17 protein-coding genes, 1 tRNA gene and 1 pseudogene are annotated in these 20,414 nt (G+C 45.1%); 12 read left to right on the forward strand and 7 right to left on the reverse strand.

Going from position 1 to position 20,414, the window contains the following annotated elements:
- The first annotated feature begins 63 nt into the window (after nucleotides 1-63).
- The 5 genes from QUA01_RS09895 (at nucleotide 64) to QUA01_RS09915 (ending at nucleotide 6,684) form a co-directional block, all read left to right on the forward strand.
- On the forward strand, nucleotides 64-1,269 hold the full coding sequence (locus QUA01_RS09895; RefSeq protein ID WP_333092604.1) for an RNA-guided endonuclease InsQ/TnpB family protein: 1,206 nt from the start codon (nucleotides 64-66) through the stop codon (nucleotides 1,267-1,269).
- 517 nt (nucleotides 1,270-1,786) lie between these two features.
- Nucleotides 1,787-3,889 carry a GAF domain-containing sensor histidine kinase gene (locus QUA01_RS09900; protein WP_333092603.1) on the forward strand — a complete coding sequence of 701 codons (2,103 nt, stop codon included), beginning with the start codon at nucleotides 1,787-1,789 and terminating at the stop codon, nucleotides 3,887-3,889.
- 377 nt (nucleotides 3,890-4,266) lie between these two features.
- Nucleotides 4,267-5,946, forward strand: a complete 1,680-nt coding sequence (locus QUA01_RS09905) for an ABC1 kinase family protein (RefSeq protein WP_333092602.1) — start codon at nucleotides 4,267-4,269, stop codon at nucleotides 5,944-5,946.
- Nucleotides 5,947-6,127: 181 nt separating this feature from the next.
- Complete coding sequence (locus QUA01_RS09910) at nucleotides 6,128-6,346, forward strand: hypothetical protein (RefSeq protein ID WP_333092601.1); 219 nt, start codon at nucleotides 6,128-6,130, stop codon at nucleotides 6,344-6,346.
- Nucleotides 6,347-6,348: 2 nt separating this feature from the next.
- Nucleotides 6,349-6,684 carry a type II toxin-antitoxin system PemK/MazF family toxin gene (locus QUA01_RS09915; RefSeq protein ID WP_333092600.1) on the forward strand — a complete coding sequence of 112 codons (336 nt, stop codon included), beginning with the start codon at nucleotides 6,349-6,351 and terminating at the stop codon, nucleotides 6,682-6,684.
- A gap of 101 nt (nucleotides 6,685-6,785) precedes the next feature.
- Here the strand turns inward: QUA01_RS09915 and QUA01_RS09920 are convergent.
- The 3 genes and pseudogenes from QUA01_RS09920 to QUA01_RS09930 all read right to left on the reverse strand — a co-directional run.
- Nucleotides 6,786-6,929: pseudogene (locus QUA01_RS09920) on the reverse strand (type II toxin-antitoxin system HicB family antitoxin); the annotation flags it as partial.
- Between the two features lie 379 nt (nucleotides 6,930-7,308).
- A tRNA-Glu gene (locus QUA01_RS09925) sits at nucleotides 7,309-7,381 on the reverse strand.
- An 89-nt stretch (nucleotides 7,382-7,470) separates the two neighbouring features.
- Complete coding sequence (locus QUA01_RS09930) at nucleotides 7,471-8,517, reverse strand: M42 family metallopeptidase (protein ID WP_333092599.1); 1,047 nt, start codon at nucleotides 8,515-8,517, stop codon at nucleotides 7,471-7,473.
- Between the two features lie 349 nt (nucleotides 8,518-8,866).
- On the opposite strand from QUA01_RS09930, the gene QUA01_RS09935 reads away from it, so the two are divergent.
- Entirely contained in the window at nucleotides 8,867-9,091 is a 225-nt protein-coding gene (locus tag QUA01_RS09935) for a hypothetical protein (RefSeq protein ID WP_333092598.1), read from the forward strand.
- A 182-nt stretch (nucleotides 9,092-9,273) separates the two neighbouring features.
- Here the strand turns inward: QUA01_RS09935 and QUA01_RS09940 are convergent, their stop codons facing one another.
- Together QUA01_RS09940 and QUA01_RS09945 are read right to left on the reverse strand one after the other, a co-directional pair.
- Nucleotides 9,274-10,299, reverse strand: a complete 1,026-nt coding sequence (locus tag QUA01_RS09940; RefSeq protein WP_333092597.1) for a histidine kinase — start codon at nucleotides 10,297-10,299, stop codon at nucleotides 9,274-9,276.
- A 433-nt stretch (nucleotides 10,300-10,732) separates the two neighbouring features.
- Nucleotides 10,733-12,133, reverse strand: a complete 1,401-nt coding sequence (locus QUA01_RS09945) for an S-layer homology domain-containing protein (protein ID WP_333092596.1) — start codon at nucleotides 12,131-12,133, stop codon at nucleotides 10,733-10,735.
- A 69-nt stretch (nucleotides 12,134-12,202) separates the two neighbouring features.
- On the opposite strand from QUA01_RS09945, the gene QUA01_RS09950 reads away from it, so the two are divergent.
- The 6 genes from QUA01_RS09950 to QUA01_RS09975 all read left to right on the forward strand — a co-directional run bounded on the left by QUA01_RS09950 (nucleotide 12,203) and on the right by QUA01_RS09975 (nucleotide 18,373).
- Nucleotides 12,203-12,748 carry a hypothetical protein gene (locus QUA01_RS09950; RefSeq protein WP_333092595.1) on the forward strand — a complete coding sequence of 182 codons (546 nt, stop codon included), beginning with the start codon at nucleotides 12,203-12,205 and terminating at the stop codon, nucleotides 12,746-12,748.
- A 25-nt stretch (nucleotides 12,749-12,773) separates the two neighbouring features.
- The gene (locus QUA01_RS09955; RefSeq protein WP_333092594.1) at nucleotides 12,774-12,947 is read left to right on the forward strand and encodes a hypothetical protein; all 174 of its coding nucleotides are present in this window, start codon (nucleotides 12,774-12,776) and stop codon (nucleotides 12,945-12,947) included.
- A 489-nt stretch (nucleotides 12,948-13,436) separates the two neighbouring features.
- Complete coding sequence (locus QUA01_RS09960) at nucleotides 13,437-13,916, forward strand: BON domain-containing protein (protein ID WP_333092593.1); 480 nt, start codon at nucleotides 13,437-13,439, stop codon at nucleotides 13,914-13,916.
- 445 nt (nucleotides 13,917-14,361) lie between these two features.
- Complete coding sequence (locus QUA01_RS09965; RefSeq protein ID WP_333092592.1) at nucleotides 14,362-15,570, forward strand: general stress protein; 1,209 nt, start codon at nucleotides 14,362-14,364, stop codon at nucleotides 15,568-15,570.
- Between the two features lie 909 nt (nucleotides 15,571-16,479).
- The gene (locus tag QUA01_RS09970) at nucleotides 16,480-16,707 is read left to right on the forward strand and encodes a hypothetical protein (protein WP_333092591.1); all 228 of its coding nucleotides are present in this window, start codon (nucleotides 16,480-16,482) and stop codon (nucleotides 16,705-16,707) included.
- A gap of 604 nt (nucleotides 16,708-17,311) precedes the next feature.
- Nucleotides 17,312-18,373 (forward strand): pentapeptide repeat-containing protein, encoded by a 1,062-nt coding sequence (locus tag QUA01_RS09975; RefSeq protein WP_194066305.1) that lies wholly within the window; start codon nucleotides 17,312-17,314, stop codon nucleotides 18,371-18,373.
- Nucleotides 18,374-18,710: 337 nt separating this feature from the next.
- On the opposite strand, the gene QUA01_RS09980 is transcribed toward QUA01_RS09975, so the two are convergent.
- Both QUA01_RS09980 and QUA01_RS09985 read right to left on the reverse strand, forming a co-directional pair.
- Complete coding sequence (locus QUA01_RS09980) at nucleotides 18,711-19,448, reverse strand: galactosyltransferase-related protein (protein ID WP_333092590.1); 738 nt, start codon at nucleotides 19,446-19,448, stop codon at nucleotides 18,711-18,713.
- Nucleotides 19,449-19,450: 2 nt separating this feature from the next.
- Nucleotides 19,451-20,356, reverse strand: coding sequence for a glycosyltransferase (locus QUA01_RS09985; protein ID WP_333092589.1), 906 nt, complete (start codon nucleotides 20,354-20,356; stop codon nucleotides 19,451-19,453).
- Nucleotides 20,357-20,414: the final 58 nt, after the last annotated feature.

Below are 20,414 nucleotides of genomic sequence, written 5' to 3' on the forward strand. Positions count from 1 at the left end.
ATAGGACGACTTTAATTTAGCCAAAACCGTGCTATAGTCTTTATATCCATCACAGCGACGTAAATGTTAGTATTTGAAGCCAAGCTAGAAGGAAAAAACGAGCAGTACGAACGGCTAGACGAAGCCGTTCGTACTGCTCGTTTTATTCGGAATAGCTGCATCAGGTACTGGATGGACACAAAAGATGTAGGTCGCTACGACTTAAGCGCTTATTGCGTAGTCTTAGCGAAGGAGTTTCCTTGGGCAGCCAAGCTCAACTCAATGGCAAGACAAGCTTCTGCAGAAAGAGCTTGGTCAGCGATTGCGCGGTTTTTCGACAACTGCAAGAAAGCAAGACCCGGTAAAAAAGGTTTCCCGCGATTTAAAAAGCATGAAACACATGGTTCTGTTGAATACAAAACTTGTGGATGGAAACTTTCTGAAGACAGACGAAATATAACCTTCACCGATGGATTTAAAGCAGGAAGTTTTAAATTATGGGGAACTCGTGACCTACACTTCTATCAGTTAAATCAAATCAAGCGGGTGCGCGTAGTTCGCCGAGCTGACGGGTACTATGTACAATTCTGTATTGATGCGGAACGAAATGAGAAGCGCGAACCTACTGGACGAACCATTGGTTTAGACTTCGGGTTAACGTACTTCTATACAGACTCTGACGGAAATACCGTAGAGAATCCACGCCATCTGAGAAAGTCCCAAAGGTCACTTAAAAAGCTTAATCGGAGACTCTCTAAAACTCAGAAAGGCTCTAAAAATAGAGTTAAGGCTCGGAATCGTTTAAGCAGAAAACACCTCAAGGTAAGTAGGCGACGTAAAGACTTTGCCGTGAAATTAGCAAGGTGCGTAATCCAGTCCAACGACTTGGTAGCCTACGAAGACTTGTCGGTGCGTAACATGGTTAAAAACAGAAAGTTGTCTAAGTCTATATCAGATGCAGCTTGGACAGCTTTTAGAAATTGGGTTGAATATTTTGGCAAAGTGTTTGGGGTGGCGACTGTTGCAGTGCCTCAACACTATACAAGTCAAAATTGTTCTAATTGCGGGAAAGTCGCGAAGAAATCGTTAAGTCAAAGAACACATATTTGTCCACATTGTGGATTTGTCTTAGAAAGAGATTGGAACGCCGCTCGCAATATATTAGAACTAGGATTGCGTACCGTGGGGCACACGGGAACCTCAAACGCCTCTGGAGACATCGACCTCTGTTTGAGTGAGGAAACTCCTTCAAATAAGTCGGGTCGTAGAAAGAGGAAATCTAAACAGTGATGTTTAGAATCACCGTGGCTTTAGCCCGGTGAGGATGTCAATTTCAGCATTCAATCTAGGAACCAGAACAAGACTCTAAAATCTTGGGATTTCCATGACAAAAGTGTCGGAAAGCAAGTACCCGTTTTTGGGCGCATGAAAATTAGTGGGATGGGATTTATCCCGATCAGGCACGAGGGTGTCAAAATCATCCAGTACAGATCGAAGGGTAGAAAAGAGCAAAATAAAACTCGATCCGCTTGAGGTATATTTTCCTACAGAGAATGACCCGCCCGCAAGCTACACAAACACAGAAAGCGGGCTCATAACAGTTAAGCTGACTGTGATTGATAGGTTCAATTTGCAGCACCAGCTCAAACACTATTTAAACATAAAGGCTTATTTGCCATGATCGATCGCCTGGGAAATCAAGACGTTACTAAGATCGATCGACCGATCGACCGATCGCCAGTCTTGCACTTTGCATCTACCACAAATCACAGAACCAGTATCAGTCCCAAAATTTCTGGATCGTCTTATGCAGTATCAGGTCGATCCCGCCCTTAATGGGCCGCAATTTTACCAAATTCTCGCTACCAGCATCGATCGAGAAGTCCTCCTGCAAATAGCAAATACTTTGGGGGCTGCATGGGGGGTAGATTTCTGCTTGGTTGCTGCTGTAGCTAACCAGAAACTAATAAATCCCAATGCTTGCTGGGAAAATAAGAGCGATCGCCCAAATCCTGCCCCTGTCGCAGCGGATTCAACTCAAACAGCGGAACAGTCCCAAACCACAAAATTAGAATCGCCCAACATATCACTCGACCATCCACTCCTGGCCAAAGTCCTAGCAGACGGCGAAATAGTGGCGATATCAGACTATCTCGATACAGCAGCAGCTTCATCGCCCAATTCCCCCGCGACACCGCTGTCTTGGAGGGCAATTTTGGCAGGGCCAGCACGATTTGGAGGAGCTGTAAATGGGATAATAGTTGTTGGTAAGTCGCAACCTCACGAGTGGTCGGCCGCCGACAAAAAGCGCCTAGAAGCAGTATCAGACGCGATCGGCATCGCGATTTGTCACATTCAAAAAAATCAAGAAATTGCCAGTTTAAAACAACAGTTACAGCAACAAGCTCAATACAAAAATCTTCTCAAATCTGTGGCCGCAGCGATTGAGACGAGTTCAGAAGTAGATCTAATTTTGCAGCGAGTTATTGAACGTACCGTCGATACCCTGCAAGTAGATAGAGGTCAAATCCTGCTGCTGAAATATACAGAACCCCTCTTAGAAACATCTTCCCTGACTCAAACGCCCAAAGCAAAAGTCGAATTAGTTTGCGAATTCGCTGTTAAAAAAAATGCCAATAAACAAACACTAAAATCAAACAATGTCCAGAAAAAAAGTGCGAGTGGCAAAACAAAAAACACAGAAAAAACAGCTAATTCAAAATCCCCAATCTCCAACTCAAAATCAAATAACTCTCCCGGTTTTTGGCTGTCGGAATCTAATTTGTGCGATCGAGCATTCCACACCGCACCCAAACCCCTCACCCTCGCTGACGCCAGCGAATTAATCGGCAAGGAACCAGAGAAACTCGCAGAAATCTTGAAACTCCAAAACATTCGCGCCCTATTGCTAGTTCCCCTCACCGACACCAACAAAGAGCAAACCGTCTTGGGGTTCTTGGTGTTGCAGCACTCCGAGCCCCGCCCTTGGAGTCCTGAAGAATTGGAAGTGCTCGAATCAGTGTGCTCCCGAGTCAGCAAGGCGATTATCCAAAATCAGAAACTCAAGCAAGCGCAAACCCTAGTCGAAGATAGAACTGCTCAGTTGCAGCAAAGTCTGGAGGTGCAGGAAAAACTGTACGCAAAATCTGCCAATCAACGAGAGCAACTACGCAAATTGAAACTGATGAAAGACGAGTTTCTCAGTACAATGAGTCACGAGTTGCGTACCCCTTTAACCATCATGAAGCTGGCGATTCTGATGCTCAAACAAGCAGAACAGCCCTTAGCAAGTCGGGCTAGGAATCTCGACATTCTAGAACAGCAGTGTTCTAAGCAAACCGCTCTGGTTAACGATTTGCTGGCTCTCAAGCAGTTTGAACCGCAGCAAGTCCCTATGGCTCCGATCGAAATCGATCTCAAGCATTTAATTCAAGATTTAGCTGGGGATTTTGAAAAAAATTGGGCACAGAAAGGATTGACTCTGAAGGTAAATTTGCCGAAGTCTTCCCCTTCGCTGCAAACCGACCTGGACAGTTTCAAGCGGGTGCTGCTGGAACTGCTGACGAATGCTGGCAAATACTCGGCTGCTGGAAGTGCGGTGATTTTCGAGGTTTCTGAGGCTGGTGACTGCATTGTCTTGAGCCTCTCTAATTTCGGGGGCGGCATTTCTGCTGCTGATTTACCCCACATCTTTGACAAATTCCGCCGCGGGACAGGCATTACTGACCAGGCGATCGCGGGTACGGGTTTGGGTCTGGCGCTGGTAAAGTGTTTAGTAGAGCACTTGAATGGTACGATCGAGGTGTCTAGCTCTCCTGCAGAAAGTTCTGAAGCTGGCGACTTGTGGCGCACATCTTTTACTCTGACTCTGCTAAAATCTCCAGCGGAATTCTGTCATCTAGAAGAATAGTTAGGTAAAAAAGCAACGCTTAATTGGCAACAAACAGGCGAAGACTTACCTTTATTCCGAGATTGGAAAATCTCGCAAACCTAGCAAATCCTGCTTTTAAAATTATTTGTCAGGTTTCCTGTCTCAATAGCAGGTTCGTAGTGCGGACTTAAGTCCGCTCTTAAACAGGTTCTATAGGAGATAGAGGACTGGAGGGGGTGTTTAAATTATTAAATTTTAGTTCCTTAGTTTATTATCCATTTTTGACCGCATAAACCGGGTTTTTCAAATTTTCCCAAAGCCTGCAACGAAGTATTTTTGTACGTCGAAGCAGGTTTCTATGCTATAGAATATCCCTAAAAAATTATCGCGCTGCATGGAACTAGAACCTGAATATTATGCTAACAAAAGCTGCACCAAAACTCCTGCGTTGGCAGCGTTCTAAATATTCGCCCCTGGCACGACAAATAGACGTTTTTGCTGCAACGGCAAAGTTTATGTTTTTTTTGTGGTGGGATGGACTGCTGCAAAATAATTCTCCTCAAACTAGAAGAATTCGCGCCCATTGGTTGGTCAATACTTTGCTGGATTTGGGCCCGACTTTTATTAAAATCGGGCAGTCTCTCTCGACTCGGGCGGATTTGCTGCCGCTGGAGTACGTGAAGGAGTTGGAACAGTTGCAGGATCGGGTTCCTGAGTTTGGTTCCGAAGAGGCGATCGCCCTTGTAGAATCAGAATTAGGCAAAGATATTTATGCTTTGTACCGCGATTTTGACCCGTTTCCCATTGCTGCGGCGAGTCTGGGACAGGTGCACAAGGCGAGGCTGCACACCGGGGAAGATGTGGTTGTCAAGGTGCAGCGTCCGGGTTTAGAAAGTTTATTCGATTTAGATGTGAAGGCGGTGCGCCAAGTGATGCGTTTTTGCGATCGCTATTTTCCGGCGACGCGCAAGTACGATTTGGAATCTATTTATCACGAGTTTTTTAAGATTTTATATCAAGAAATTGACTACGTGCAAGAAGGTAAAAATTCCGATCGCTTCAGCCATAATTTTCAAGAATATCCTCAGATTATTGTTCCTAAAGTCTACTGGCAATATACTACTAAAAAAATTCTGACTGTAGAATACGCACCGGGCATTAAGGTGGACGATCGCCTGAGTTTAGAAGCGATGGGAGTAGATATTGCTAAGCTCAATCAAGTGGGGATTTGCTGTTACTTGAAGCAATTATTAATTGACGGCTTTTTTCAAGCTGACCCGCATCCGGGAAATTTGGCGGTGACAGAAGATGGTAGGTTAATTTTTTACGATTTTGGGATGATGGCTGAGGTGAAGTCTCTGGCTAAAGACCAAATGGTCAATACTTTTTTTGCGGTGCTCAGAAAAGATACTGATGAGGTACTCAATACTTTAATGACGATCGGCTTAGTTGAGCCGATGCCGGATATGATGCCGGTGCGGAGGCTGATTACTTTTTTGTTGGATAAGTTTATTGATAAGCCGATCGACTTTCAAGCTTTTAATGAAATTAAGAACGAACTTTACATTATGTTCGAGCAGCAACCGTTTCGCTTGCCTGCAGAAATGATGTTTATTGTCAAGTCTCTGACAACTCTCGACGGCATTGCTAGAACCCTTGACCCTGACTACAATTTCCTAGCATCCGCTCAGCCTTTTGTCAAGAGTATTGCTGTGAGTAAGGGCCGGGGAAGTGCGATCGCAGAATTGGCAAAACAAGCGCGAACTTTTATCACCTACAAATTGCGACAGCCGAGCAAATCGCAAGTTTTTTTGAAGCGTTTCGAGCAGCGAATCGAAGATGGCGAATTGCAAATTAGAGTACGAAATATCGAGAGCGATCGCGCCCTCAAACGCATTAATCTAGCTCTGAAAACTCTAATTTTTGCCTGTGTGACTGGTTTTGCGGTGCTGTCGGGTGCGGTGCTGCTGGTGGGCGGATATCAAACGGGGGCGATCGTGGCTTTTGCTGTTGCGGGATGCGGCGGCTTATTTGCGCTGCGCTTTTTATTAGATTTGCTGGTTAAGGAAAAGCTCGATCGCATGGTAGGAAAATAAATATGCTGGGGAATTGGGAATTGCGATCGCAGTCAGGACTTTAGTCCTATAAATTTGGTCTAGGTGAATCTAAGGTTAAAAATTAGAGTTTAATTGTAGCATAAATTTATTAAATTTTTAAGCTATAATCAGATCGACTTCCCCTAAGTATTCCCCAATATAAGCAGCAGGAGGATTGGCTATGTCAACTACTGTTCGAGAAGTTTACGATCGCGTTCTGTCTACCCTTTCACCAAAGGATAGACTGCACTTGGCAACTCTTATTCTCAACGATTTGGTACAGCAAAATCTGTCGGTAGTCGATGAAAGCGAGACTTGGACTGAAGAAGATAAACTCGATGTGATGGCATTTTCTTTACAGTATGCGGCCACCATTTTTTCTGAAAATGAGGAGATTTAATAGTGTCTTTTAATCCTAGTGATGTGGTGACAGTAGATTTTCCTGGTGTCACCGGCATTAAACGTCGTCCGGCTGTAATTTTATCATCAGTTACCTATCATGCAACCCGCTCTGATGTAATAGCTGGACTCCTTACTACACAGACCACTGCTTTAGGTTTAACTGATTATATACTCCTAGATTGGGCAACAGCAGGTTTACGAGTCGCTTCAGTTTTTCGCAGTTTTATTGTCACTCTACCGCCATCTTCCAACTTAGTTCTAATTGGTCATCTATCGGAACGTGACTGGAAGGAGGTTCGTGCTTGCTTAAAAATCGCTCTTGCGGATTTGGAATGATATAATTGTTACTTTTGGACGAAGAAGTGTTCCAGAATATCCTCTTTAGAGGAGATTATTATTGAATTTTGCTGACTTAATTTATAAAATATTTGACCCCACTACCGTGCTTCTACACAGTCACCAAGTGTAGTTGCTTCAGGAATCGATAAACCGTTTTCTGGCAACTCTTCTAAGTGAAATTCGATCGCTTCTTTAAGAAGCTGCTGTACTTCCGCAAGGGTAGCGCCTGTGGCTGCACATCCGGGTAAATCGGGTGGATACGCTCAATAGTTATTGGGTGTTTTTTCAATGACGATGGCATAACGCATAATTCAGCCTCGACTTTAGAGTAGATTAGGAAAAACGCACTATGACCAAAGAAACCCGGTTTTTTACCAGTGTTAAAAGCTCAAAGCCAGTATTCACGTAAAAAACCCGGTTTCTCGCCACCCGTGCGTAAGTCCTAATAAGCTATTGCGGCATTTAAACAGCAGTTCAAAAAACGATCGAACAATGAGTGGGGTGTCCCGCCCGCTCTGAATATACAATGTTTATTTGCGCGACAACTTAGCAAAAAGGGCAGGCAATATGCCCACCCTATACTTGCTAGATATCAATTTGATATCAGAGTTAGATTTTTAATACCCCCAGGGGAATTCGAATCCCCGTCGCATCCGTGAAAGGGATGTGTCCTAGGCCTCTAGACGATGGGGGCGCGTTTCGCTGCGTTTGCTTGTGTTCCGCACCTTTATTACCTTAACTAATTTTTCCCAATCTGTCAACTACTTTGTGAAAGTTTTTTTTCTAGTCGTCCGAAAGCTGCTCGCAGTAAGCTTTGAGGATGCTAGCGCAGTTGCCGATCGCCCCCAAGTGAGCAATCTCAAACCCGTGGGTGTTCTGCGTCGGGAAAGCCAAACAAGCCGCGCGGGCTACATGGCCGAACTTCATGGCGATCGAAGCATCGCTCCCAAAACCGCTAATTACCGCCAACTGCACCTCCACATCGGCTGCTGCGGCCGCTGCGCGCAATTGGGCGTTCAATCCTTCATCGTAAACTCCGTAGCCGTCCTGAACCAGCAAAACCGGGTTTTCGCCATCGTCGATCGGGTATTCTGGCGCTAGAGGGCAAATTTCCAAAGCAATCAGCGCGTCCAACGGCTGGCGCTGCGAAAAATACAAAGCCCCGATCGCCCCAACCTCCTCCTTCGCCGAAGCCACCAGATAAACATTCACCGCAGGCTCTTGCAAACATTGGGCCAGAGCCAGCAAAATCGCCACAGAAGCCTTGTTGTCCAGGGTGTAGCTCGCTATCCAATCCTTCAACCGCAGCGGGCGCTTGCGGTGCTTTCCCACCACCATCCGCGTTCCCGGCCGAATTCCCGCCTCGGCTAATTCCTCGCTGGTACACTTGGTTTCAATCCAGGCATTTTCCCACTTGACAGAAACATCCTCCTGCTGAGCTTTTTGGGGAGATTCGTGAGAAACGTGGCGGCTTCCGAAGCTGAGAATGCCGCTAATTGTTTGCTTGTCGCCCAACAAATCGACGACACCTTCGCCGTAAACCCACGGAAACGTGCCGCCCAATCTGCGGACTTCCACGCGGCCGCGATCGCCTATGGTTTTGACGATCGCGCCAATTTCGTCTTTGTGGGCGGTAATGGCGATCGACTTTTGCTGATTGCGGCCCGGAATTAGGGCGATCGCATTGTCCGCGCGATCGATCCAAGCATTCACACCCAAAGCAGCGAATTTTTCCATCAACCGCTGGTTAATTTCCGACTCTACACCGCTGGGAGAGTGCAGCATGACTAATTCTTCGATTGTTTGAAACAGGCGATCGAACTCTAACATTTTTTATTCCCGCGTTTGGAATCGCATTTTGAGATACATTAAAGCAGATTTACACCTGAGAGTTCAAACCCTCCGAAATATTGTTATTCTAACAGTGAAGACAAGGTAAATTCTTGCTTTATTATTGAAAAATTTAGCGCAACTAATGCAGCGCAAAATCACAGCCAAAAAGTTAGAAAAAAATCAACATATAGCGGTTATCACAAAAGTGAGTTATCCCCTATGCCCGGTTTGGCCTATGCCCGGTTTGGCCTATGCCCGGTTTGGCCTATGCCCTATCCCGGATAGTACCTCATCTTTCGCTTGAAAGGCTATATTTGCTAGCTTTCAATTAGCAAAACACTTAATTATGCAAAAAAAACAGTATCAAGTAAACGTCCCTTCAAAAAAAAGCATAGAAGGAGAATTTATAGAAGTGCTTTTAAATGACTGCTACAGAGTCGAGCAATTCTCCCAAGCGCTAAAAACAATTATTGATATTGGAGCCAATGTCGGCTTGTTTCCTATTGCTGCGACAAACAGGTTTCCCCCGACAGTGATTCATATCGTTTCCGTTTGGATTGGAATGATTTAACCGCAGAGTACACAGAGTACACAGAGTCCGAGAATATATATCTGAATCATTCCGAGGCTACCGGATTTGATATCACACCTGCGAAGCTAATCCTAATTTGAGAATTCACCTCAAATATCAATCTAAAAGTCTGAATATTTCCATTTTGATGCTGCGAATCACTTTTAACAAAACAAGTTGAGTTAAATCTGTTCTTCTCCTTGATTAAAACGCTGACTTCCTTGATTGTCCTCAAGGCGAACAATACCATCATGGGGAACATTGATGATACCCGTGAATGACTCTTGACTTAGTGGCAAAGCTTGTTCCTTGTTTTTGCGATCGGCAATTTCCCGTTGCAACTTATCAATTGTCTGTTGAAAACGAGAGGCTTGTCTGAGCATTTCTTGTTCTGAAAAATCCAGCAATTGAATCAAATTAGAAATTTGATATTCCAGAAATTGAGTTTCGTGAAAGTCATTATTAATTGCCGATTTTGCCGCAGTGTTTGAGGAATCAAATACAACTTTTTCATCACCAAGCAACAAAGCTGTTTTGACACTCAGTGCTAAATGTTTAAACATTTCAGCCGTGTTTTGTGAAATTTTAACTTTCAGGAGAATCTCTACAGCAAACAAACTCCCAGACGGCAGAAGTCCCCCAAATCCCAACACAGATTTGACTTGGTAGGGAATAATTAAAGATTTTTGTTCGGGAATCAAGAGACTGCCTTTTGCCTCTGAAACGTGAAAAATATTTAATACTGCAGATTCTAATTGCAGGAACCTTTCTCGCTGGGTTCCGATGACTGTAGGAATGTCTAAACCAAATTGCCGGATTATTTCCGAAATCGTCGGCATTTGGGCTACTAATTCGGCGCTAACTAACCCAATAGCAGTATTTTGGGCTGCTGTATGCCGAGAATTCCACTGCGGTTCCGCGCCTGCTGCTGCTAGCAAAGTCCAGCATTTCATGTCGGATGCAGGGGAATTATGGTTCATCAAACGGCGGACAGATTGTTGCAATGAGTCTTCTAATTCGCCGTAGGGATGAGTTTTGAACAAACGCACCAAAACACAGCTATTTTCTCCTGTTTCCGAACTGCAAAAATGTTGATAAATAAATTTAACAATTTTCTGGCTGCAAGCCTCCATACTAGCTGTATTTCTACCTAGCTGGCGCAGGACTAAGCTGCATTTCGCCATGTCTTGCGGGGTAAATCGGGTCATATCGTACATTAAAAAACGCTCTCCCAGAGCTCAAATACTCTTTTTCCTTTATCGTTAAGGCCGCTACCGCATCCGGAGTCCTACTGAGAGGTTTGAAAACTGTTGGTTAAAATACGTACAAAATATTCTCGGAATTCCCAGAAATTGTGTCGGAGGATACATAAATGAAGACTGAGGGAAAACAATTGATCCCGCAGCGTGCGCCGTTCAAGCAGAGAGATGTTGATGTACGGTTTTTGAAAGGATTTGTGACTGTGACTCGCGCACAGAAATTACAGAAACGGGAATTTTCTACTGCGGTGACTACCGCAATCAAAAAGGTTCGATGGTTCAAACTTGGGTGCTTCTTTTGCTGAGAACCTAAGTCGGAACGATCGAACTTGCTTCATAATAAGTAGATGCTTTGTGTGAACTTTTAAACACTCAAACAACTTTACTGGGTAGGTTGAGATTTTGCTTGCAGAGCATCTTTAGCTGACAATCCCCCATCTTGAACGCCAAAATACCACAAACTAGCGGCAGCTTCGGCGCGAGTCACCGATTTCTTCGGCTGAAACAAAGTTGTAAAACCAAAAACTCGGCGAATATTTGCCAAATCTCCATTGTTAAAATCAGCTAAAATTGCCCGCGAGGCCTGGGAGTCAATTTTAGAAGCGTCTTGAAAGCCCCACTTTTCTTTCACTCCGTCTATGTTAGCTGTCGGTAAAATTTGACGAGTATCTAAAGGCACTTTCCAAAGAATCATTGTTTCGCGAGTTAAAGGTGCATCGGGGCGAAATTTCACATCTTTAGTGTCCGCTGAAAGCGAACTCGGAATTACACCTGCTTCTGCTAAACCTTGAATTACTGAAAAATCTGGGTCTGTTTTGGATACGTCAGAAAAGGCGGGTTCGCTAGAGTCTACTGCTAATCTAATTTGTTTGCCTTGACGGCTGGCATAAATCTGGTTGTTTGCTGCTACTAACCAGCGGGCGTATTCGCGGCGGGTGATAATTTTGTTGGGTTTGGGCAAAGTGCTGTTAGTTTCTAAGTTAGCATTTTCTGTCGATCGCACTTTCAGCACTTCCAACTGAGCCAAATCTGCCACATACTGGCGCAATTGTTGAGGAATTTGGCTGTCTAATTCGCTAACTTTTGCTGATTTTGGCGCAGTCGGTGTCGCCGGAGTAGTTTCCTCTGAGTTAGATGGAGTTGGTGAAGCGGTGGGAGATGGGCTAGACTCGGAATTGTTAGGTTGAGGACTGCTGGCAATTTCTGAACTCTCTTTGCTGTAGTCGATCGCAAATTCTGTAGAACCCCCTACTTTTTGAGTAGGAGAAAGCGACACTGTTACCCGCAAATTATCTCGCGTTGCGACTAAAGTACCTGGTTCGTCGGCGTTGGGGCTGCTGACTATTTGCCAGTTGCTGCGCCCAAATTCTTTGGTGTAAAAGTTCTGCACCGAATTAATCGGATCTGTGCTTTCCCAGCGCAGGCGCACAGTTTTGGGCGACGGATCGGTTTGCCCGCCAACTTCGATTAACTGAGCGTTAGGATAGAGTGGAATCTCGGTGGGGAAGTCGGGAGGAAGTTTGGCGGTTGTGCTGGTTTCGACTGCTGGCGGAGGAGGCGGGGGAGATAAAACTACTGGATTTTGTTGTAATTTGGGATCGGCGGCTAAAGATTCTTCGAGTGCTTTGCTGTTGGGGCTGTTTGCACAAGCTGTGACAGCAGCTAGCAGACACAGGGCCAGCGCAGTCTTTACACCAGGGAGTATATTGGTTTTATTGGTTTTACTGGTTTTAGCTTGCCCGATCGACTTGCGTTGTCGTTGAGTAAATATAGTATTCAGCATAAATCCCTCGTTTGCGGATATCTTTCTAGGCTAGCGCAGATCGATCGGGCAAATATAATTTTTACCCAAATGAAATTGCTGCATTTATTCCTAGTTACTGCTGCATTGCTTGTCTGGCCTGTCAAGTTTGCCTCTCCGGCAAAAGCTCAACTAACCCCGCAGCAGGCTGCATTTCAGATGCCGGAGTGGCAGCCATTTTGCTCGCCAATGGGTCTGTTTGCGATCGATATGCCGGGAACTCCTAAAATTAATTCAGAAACTTTTTCAACTCAAGTTACCGCTCATACATACAGGTCGATCTTAAAAAACAAAGACACTTATTTACTTCAATACTTTGACCTAGATTTTCGGCTCAGCAACAACAACATCAAAATTACTTTAAATAATGCCGTTGATTTCTTTGTCGTGGGAGCCAATGCTAAATTGCTGCAAGTGCGGGATATTTCTCTCGGCCGCTATCCGGGAAAAGAGTTTGAGTTTCAACCGCTTTCCCCCACGGAACCTGTAGGTGTGGGTCAAGTATTTTTGGTGGAAACCCGCGTTTACGGCTTGGTTGCGACTACCTCAAAACCAGAAAACGCTCAAAAATTTCTTGATTCTTTTCGTTTGTTTTGAATCCAGAAAATCGGAAAATAATTGTTTGTGGCGTTTAACGAATTTAGCCGTAGTGGGTAATAGGTTCGAGGTGGGAGGGGAAAATTTGTTGGGAGTGGCGACGATCGAATTTATTAATAAAATTGAGGCTTTTCAACTTTGTTTGCACGAAAATATTGACTTTGGTAACGAAAAATATCGAGAACGATCGGGTTTTTGAGGAATAGTGCGTCTAGAACTAATGATATTTTTTATCAAAAAGTGAGAATTTTAGATTGGGGGATTTTAGATTGGGGGATTGAGAACTCGATCGGTCAATACCCGATATTTGGCTCGAACTGCTACAAGTTAAACAGGATACAACACATTGTTTGGTTTTTTGTCATCTATCTAACGAAATACATACACCACTTACGCAAATGGCAGAATTAGTAGAATGCCCCGGAAGTCCAAACCCTGATGATCTCGATCTAGTAATGCGTCTGACGCACCCTATAAGTTGATGGTAGCGTGACAATTGCGTAACTTAATAATATAAAATTTACACCTGTAGAGCGATGTAAGAACTTCCTCAAATTTATATATTTGAGATAAGCATTTTTCCGCACCAAGCACAAACTACGTAGCCAACACAGATTCTGTCAGGCGCGGCGCAGTGCTCAACCAAGTCTAGACTCATCGAAAGCTTACCCGGAGGTTATTAGATCTTATGAACAAACTAACACCAATTGTCATCAGCGCTCTCCTATTATTTGGAGCTGCGGCTTGTAGCGATGGAGCTAAAACAAGTGCTGACGCTCCTAATTCTACCACCACCACAGAAAATGCCGCCAGCCCGCCCCCAGCGGAGACGGTTAAAAAAACTCAGTCCGACGCCACTAGCGACATTCGCAAAAACCAAGCAAATAACGACATCAGAGCCCGAGAACAGCGCAACAACGTGACTGGAGGCGATGCAATCAGAGCCGATGGCGACCTCCAAAGTGAAGTTCGCTCCAAGTTGGAAGTGAACATCACCAAAGGTCAGCTAACTGTTGACGCCAAAGATGGGGTTGTCACCGTAGCTGGCACTGTTCCCAATCAAGAAGATTTAGCTAAAATTGAGCCGCTAGCTAAAGAAATTAAGGGTGTCAAAATGGTGAACGTTACGGCTGTTGTTGCCCCGGCTGCACCTGCATCGCCTAAGTAATTAATTAGCAGGAAGAAGCAATAAAGCCCTTCGGCTTGCTTCGGCTATGCTGGCTCACAAGTCACGAGCGGGTAAAAAGAAGGAAAAGGGAAAGAAGGAAGAGAGCAAACGGAAAATTGGGAGTTTTAAAAGTGCTTTTAAAAGCGGCTCTCAATGCTTAGGTGACTCTTCCTTCCGGGTAACGGGGTTTTAAGTTAAAAGTTTTAAGATTCACGCACTCAAAACTCCCAACTCAAAACTCGTGCAATACCTGCAATTTCCCATTCCCAATTTCCGATTTCCAATTCCTGAAAATCAGGGTAAATCCGCCTGAAGAAAGAGGCCGAAGTTATTCCCAGCGACCGATGAAAAATGTCGAAAAAAATGAATAAATGTGATTAAGGGTAGCAAGCAGAGCATAAATTCTGTAGTTGTGTAAAAGTAGTTTATTTTGAAGGACAAAAAAATGGCTTTAGGTCAAAACAAGCGAGCTGTAGGATCTTTTTCTAATTACCGCGATACGGAACTAGCCCTGTTGGAACTGCAAAGTACCGGGTTTCCGATGAATAAAGTTTCGGTAGTTGGGGAAAATCTCCATGGGAACGAAATTGGGGGCGCTAGCGCTGCTAAGAGCACCGATGAGAAAGTGGGGGGTGGCGCGAAAGCTGGCGCGACGGCGGGAGTCGTGACGGGCGGTTTGATTGGGTTGCTCGGTAGCATTGGGGCGCTGGCGATTCCGGGAGTTGGCCCGATAATGGCGGGGGGCGCGATCGCGACTCTGCTGGCCGATACTGTGGTCGGAGGTGCGATTGGGGCTGCAGCAGGCGGTTTGGTGGGCGGCTTAATAGGTTTGGGCGTTCCCGAAGACAAAGCTAAAGTTTATAGCGATCGCCTCTCGCGCGGAGAATATTTGGTATTCGTAGAAGGAACAGATGCCGAACTTGCCACTGCTGAAGGAATTATGAGCGTGCGGGGCATTCATGATTGGGGCATTTACGATGTGCCGACACACACCGGCCGCAGAGCTTCGACCCACGACAAGCGCGCTGTCGGGGTATTTTCAACCCGCCGCGAGACCGAGCACGCCCTGGGAGAACTTAGAACAGCGGGTTTTGACATGAATCGGGTTTCGGTGATCGCTAAAGATGCTGATTCTCAAGGCGACATCGCAGGGATTGACGTACACGACAGCGCCGACAACAAGGCTGATGAAGGAGCGACCAAGGGCGCGCTCACAGGCGGCACTTTGGGCGGTTTGACGGGCTTGTTGGTGGGTCTGGGCCTGGTGGCAATTCCTGGTATCGGGCCGATTATGCTGGCAGGAGCCTCCGCTACGGCGATCGCCACTACACTTGCCGGTACTGCTTTGGGTGCGGCTGCAGGCGGTTTGCTCGGAGCTTTGGTCGGTTTGGGAATTCCTGAAGAGCAAGCTAGAGTATACAGCGATCGAGTGGCAAGGGGAGATTATTTGGTGCTGCTTGACGGTAGCGAAGCAGAAATCGCCAGAGCTGAAAAGATTTTGAGCCGCGGCGGCATTCAGGATTGGAGCATCTACGACTATCCCAGCGTCGATGGCGCTCGGGCAGATTACGGCGCTCCCGGCACTCCCGGCGTTGATACTACACCTGGTATTTACGACCCCAATCAGGGCCTGACCGGCCACCCAAGAATTTAATACTTCAAACTTAGTTTGGGTATTGTTTCTACGAACGGCAGGGTAGTGCCTCTCCCGCACTCGGATTGTTTATGGGATGGGCGTTGAACGCTTTGCCGATCGAATAATCTCAAAAGTCAGCTTTTTTTGTGAAAGCTGGCTTTTGTTTTGTTTTAGAAAGTTAAAAAAAGCGACACCATTCAACAGTTGATAGTTGACCAAAGGACAGTTACCCGGTAGTCGATCGCGAGGTGATGGCCTGCTAGGGAAATTAATTTTTCCTTACACCCTACAAGGGGAAGGCTTTAAACCCATTTTTTCTGGTAAACAAGCAACTTTAGACAAACTCCAAACTCATATAGAATAAGTCATTGGCAATGCTAAAATCTTAAATCACAAATTTGTACCCTCGCGACTTGTCGGCTGGCGTAGCCGAAGCAAGCCGAAGTATCTTAAGTCGAAAATCTCAAATAATATGACCTGTTAAAAGTCATAGGACTGATAATAATATTGTCGTCCCCTTCAGTCCAGACTGAGGCTGGTCATTGGTTGGCTGTAGCAGCCCAATGGCCGTTGGCAACACCTGCGGCATGAATACAGTTTTTCTGGGAATGTCTCAGCCAAGCATTTGAGCCAGGAACAGCTTTTATGTCCGGCAGCGCGTCTGGTGTCGGGCTTTCTGTTAATTAGAACCGCAAGCGCTCATGGATCGAGTCAAGATTGACAGCAAGCAGAGCATCGCGGGAGCAAGTACCAGCCTCGCGGGGCATTTTTTCGGGAAATATCAGGCGAGAGATAGCCTGTTTTTTGCTTCGCCCGGCCCTTGGGAGCGAGTGAGGGAAACAGCCTTCCTGTTAGATTTCACTGGACGGGAGTACAGTGGGGGGAGGTGAAACTAGCTGAGCTGGCAGGGTTCTGCTTTGATGGGCGATGGAAGATAGAAGGCCGAAAGTAGCAGGCATTCGGATTTTAAGCTTCGAGTTCTTATTTCTTTCGGGCACTAATAAATTTGATCGCCCGTACCGGCAATTTTTCGGCTCAGAAGGGGGCGGGGATGCCGCCAGCAATACCCCAAATAGGCGATCGACCTTGACAAGGGCGATCGACAATTTATCAATATTTTGCGAGTTTGGCAAATGGTTAGTAGTTAATAGTTAGTGATTAGCAGTTAGTATAAATACAACTAACAATTAACAACTAACATCAGTCGCAACTAACTATTAGCAAAATAAGACTTACAGGACTTACGCGGGGTGGCGATAAACTCTGTTTATTAATGACTGCCTCGGTGGAAAACCCAAAATCTGTTACGAAAAACATGGTTGATTTTCGTAAGTTATAACTAGGCAGCCCTGTCTGGCGCGTGTCAAACCCTTGGTTAAAACTGCCTGAAACCCTTGAAATTTGGTAAAAAACTAGGGTGTGCACCGCGTACCGGTTGACTTTGTTTCTCATCGCTGGGCGATCGGTTGACTTTTTGGCTACCGTCTTAAGCCAACCGTTCAAGATTAGCCGGTGCTGGCGGCCATCCTACATTCTGACGATATTTCAAGTATTTTGGAGAGTTTAAACCAAACTCATCAAACACGCCCTACAGGGCTGGTTATAACTAAGTTAACAGAGTGATGCTAGTAATCAACCAGTTTTGATAATTTTTACTGTAGCCGTATCGATCGACAAAACTGACTAGCAAACACGATACAACCAACTTTCAGACAACATAGAAGATCGAGAAATTAAGGAAACTCACTCAACTTTTTTTATGGATTTCACTGAAATTTTAAGTGCCAATGAACTTTTAACTAGACATAGAAACGGGGAACGAGATTTTCGAGGAGCAAACCTCATTGCAGCTCATTTGAGTGAAGCTAATCTCAGTCGCACAAATTTGAGCAACGCTAATTTGAAAGGAGCCAACTTAATTAGAAGCAAACTAATTGGAGCTAATTTAAACGGTGCCGACTTAAGCGGGGCTAATTTATCTAAAGCAAAATTAATTGAAGCTAACCTCGGCACTTCTAGTTTAACTGGAACTGTGGCGATCGCAGCAGATTTTAGTGGGGCAAATCTCAGCGGAGCAATATTGTCTCGCGCTGACTTGAGCAAAGCTATTTTAACTGGAGCAAGTTTAGTAGGAGCTTGTTTGTTAAGCAGCTCGAAACTAAATGAGGCTAATTTGAGCGGGGCGACACTTAGTCGAGCAATTATGAGCGGGGTTGACTTAAGCAAAGCAAATTTGACTAGAGCGATTCTCAGCGAAGTGGATTTGAGCGGGGCCAACCTGAGCGGAGCAACTTTGATTCGGGCTTATCTCAATCGCGGAAATCTCGGAGGTGTCAACTTAGTTGGCGCTTATTTGAGCGAAGCAAGTATGCGGGAGGCTTCTGTTTGCGCTGCTGATTTAAGCGGTGCTGATTTGAGCGGGGCTGACTTGAGCGGTGCTAATTTAAATGGCTCTAATTTGAGCGGTGCTGACTTACACGGAGCTAATTTAAGTAAAGCCAATTTAAATGGTTTGATTCTGCACAATGCTGATTTGAGGGCTGCGAATTTGAACAAAGCTTCTTTGCGGGGAGCTGATTTGAGCGGTGCGAACTTGTCGGGTGCTAGCTTGTTGGAAGCGGATTTGCGGGGGGCAAATTTGAGTCACGCCAATTTGTCGGGAGCGGGTTTGCTGCTAAGTTCTTTGACAGGAGCAAATTTGACAGGAACTAATTTGTCAGAGGCGAATTTGATTGGGGCGAGCTTAAATGTTGATAATTTGAATCAAGCGGCTTTGGGCGGCGCTATTTTGCCGAATGGAGCTACTCACAGCCGCGATTGATATGTTGCAAGTTGTTAGTTGTTAGTTGTTAGTTGGCAGTTGGCAGTTGGTAGTTGTTAGTTGTTGCTATAAGAGACCTCTCCTAAAAGCCAAGAACAGGCTCTATGCCTGTTTCAAAATAATTCTTGGAAATGTCTAATAGCAAATATTAGACAGTTGATTCAAGTCTGGTTGAGTCGATAAACTATAATACCTGTAAACCGGGTTTATTTGAGAAACTGGGTTTCTCACAAGCGCGGGTTTGAGATCGCTCTCAAATCCGGGTTTGGGTTCCCCTTTAGAAACCAGTCGGCGCAGGCCGACTTTGTTTGTGTAGACGCGGTTTCAACCGCCCCCGTCACAATTGGCGTTTAGTATAATAGTGCTGGCGATTTTGGTTTATCCACTGAGATTCCGACCAATTCGGATCGGGTTGGTGCGCTAAATGGAGGTAGATTAATTCGGGCGATCGACAAAAATATCTATCCTCTCCTAAGTAGCGTTCAACAATATCTTGATCCTCTGCTCCCCAGCCAATGAATGTCTCATCCCATCCCCCGATTTCTATTAAGCGCTGGCGTTGAAATATGGGTGCAACTCCAAACCGTTCCCGCCGTGTCAAGTGCTTAAATATGGCTGTCGGCATATCTTCTGGCGCAACTTTCAACTCTTCAATTATGGCAGAATTTTGCTCAAAATCCAAGCAGGCTTTATCGCACATCATTCGATAGCCAGTGACTAACATTTGGGACGAAATTTGAGCCATTTTTAAATGGCGCTCTAGGGTATTTTGGTAGGGAATGAGATCGACATCAAAAGCTGTCACCCATTGTCCGCGCGACAGAGATAAACCTAAATTCAAAGCTTTGGTTTTATGAAAAGTTCCCGCACAGGGAAGATAATTGTAGCTGATTGGTAGGTTGGTAATTTCTGGTAAAATCCAAGGTGAAGAAACCCGATCGAGTTCAATTAAAATAATTTCGCAAACAGATAATAAATTTGAGGAAGCTTGAGTTTTCCACCACGCGAGTTGAGTTTTCAAGTGGTGTTCTCGCTGGCGGTAGGTAATAATTAAGGATAACTGAATTTCAGTCACGGCTATAATTCGGGGTTAAAATTAGTGGTGATTTCCAAAATTTGAGGAGGTAAAATTGGTGGTTGGACTAAATCGCCAAAGAGAGCGCCTTTTTGGAGAGATTGCAAGCAAGAGATGATATTGAGATCGCGCGTTTGCTGGGTTGGTAGTTGCTGGTGATGTTGGTTGCGTGTCCGATCCGCATGAGAAATATGGATTAGATTCCCCGCGCTGCATATCTCGATTCCCAAGAGGGTAGCGCGAATTAGCAAATCTTGGTCTTCCCATCCCCAACCTGTAAAAATTTGCTTGTATCCTCCCAAGCGTAATAGCGTTTGTTTGCGAGCACAGATTAAGCCGCAGCCCGGTCGATCGCGATCGCCCGATTTAGCCTCTACAATATTAACCGTGGCAGTCTGTTGGCGCATCTGGATGTTGTAAGTATAGCGTTTTCGCTTCAAAGCTGCGGTTTGCGGGCGAGATTCTCCGACAGTTTTCACACAGCAAATAATCCCATTTTCTCGCGATTTGGCAGATACAGGCAATAACTGCGGTAGATTTTCTACAGGTTTTCTCTTATTATTAAGCGATAATAATTTTAGACTGTTTGGGGATATAACAGAGTAGAATAATTGTAAAATTGCCTGCTGATTCCAGATAATGTCTGCATCGGAAATTAGCAAATATTCGCTGGTAACGTGGAGAATTCCTTGATTGATTAACTGAGATTTATTAAAGTCGGATTGAGGATATTTTAACCACTCTATTTGTTCGGAGTTGGATAAATTTTGTAAAGCAGTTAAACATTGAGGTTCTGTTGTGCCACCATCGCAAATAATGATTTTAGTGACGGGGAAACTCCCTAAAAGCGATCGCACGCAGTCGCCGATTTCGGGACGATTTTTAACGGGGATAATTACCTGTAACATGATGTTTATAACAGTTTGAAAAAAGAGGGTAGCTAAACAAGGAATTGCCAAGTATAAA

The sequence above is a fragment of the Microcoleus sp. S36a_B3 genome (assembly GCF_036700745.1).
Lineage (GTDB): Bacteria > Cyanobacteriota > Cyanobacteriia > Cyanobacteriales > Microcoleaceae > Microcoleus.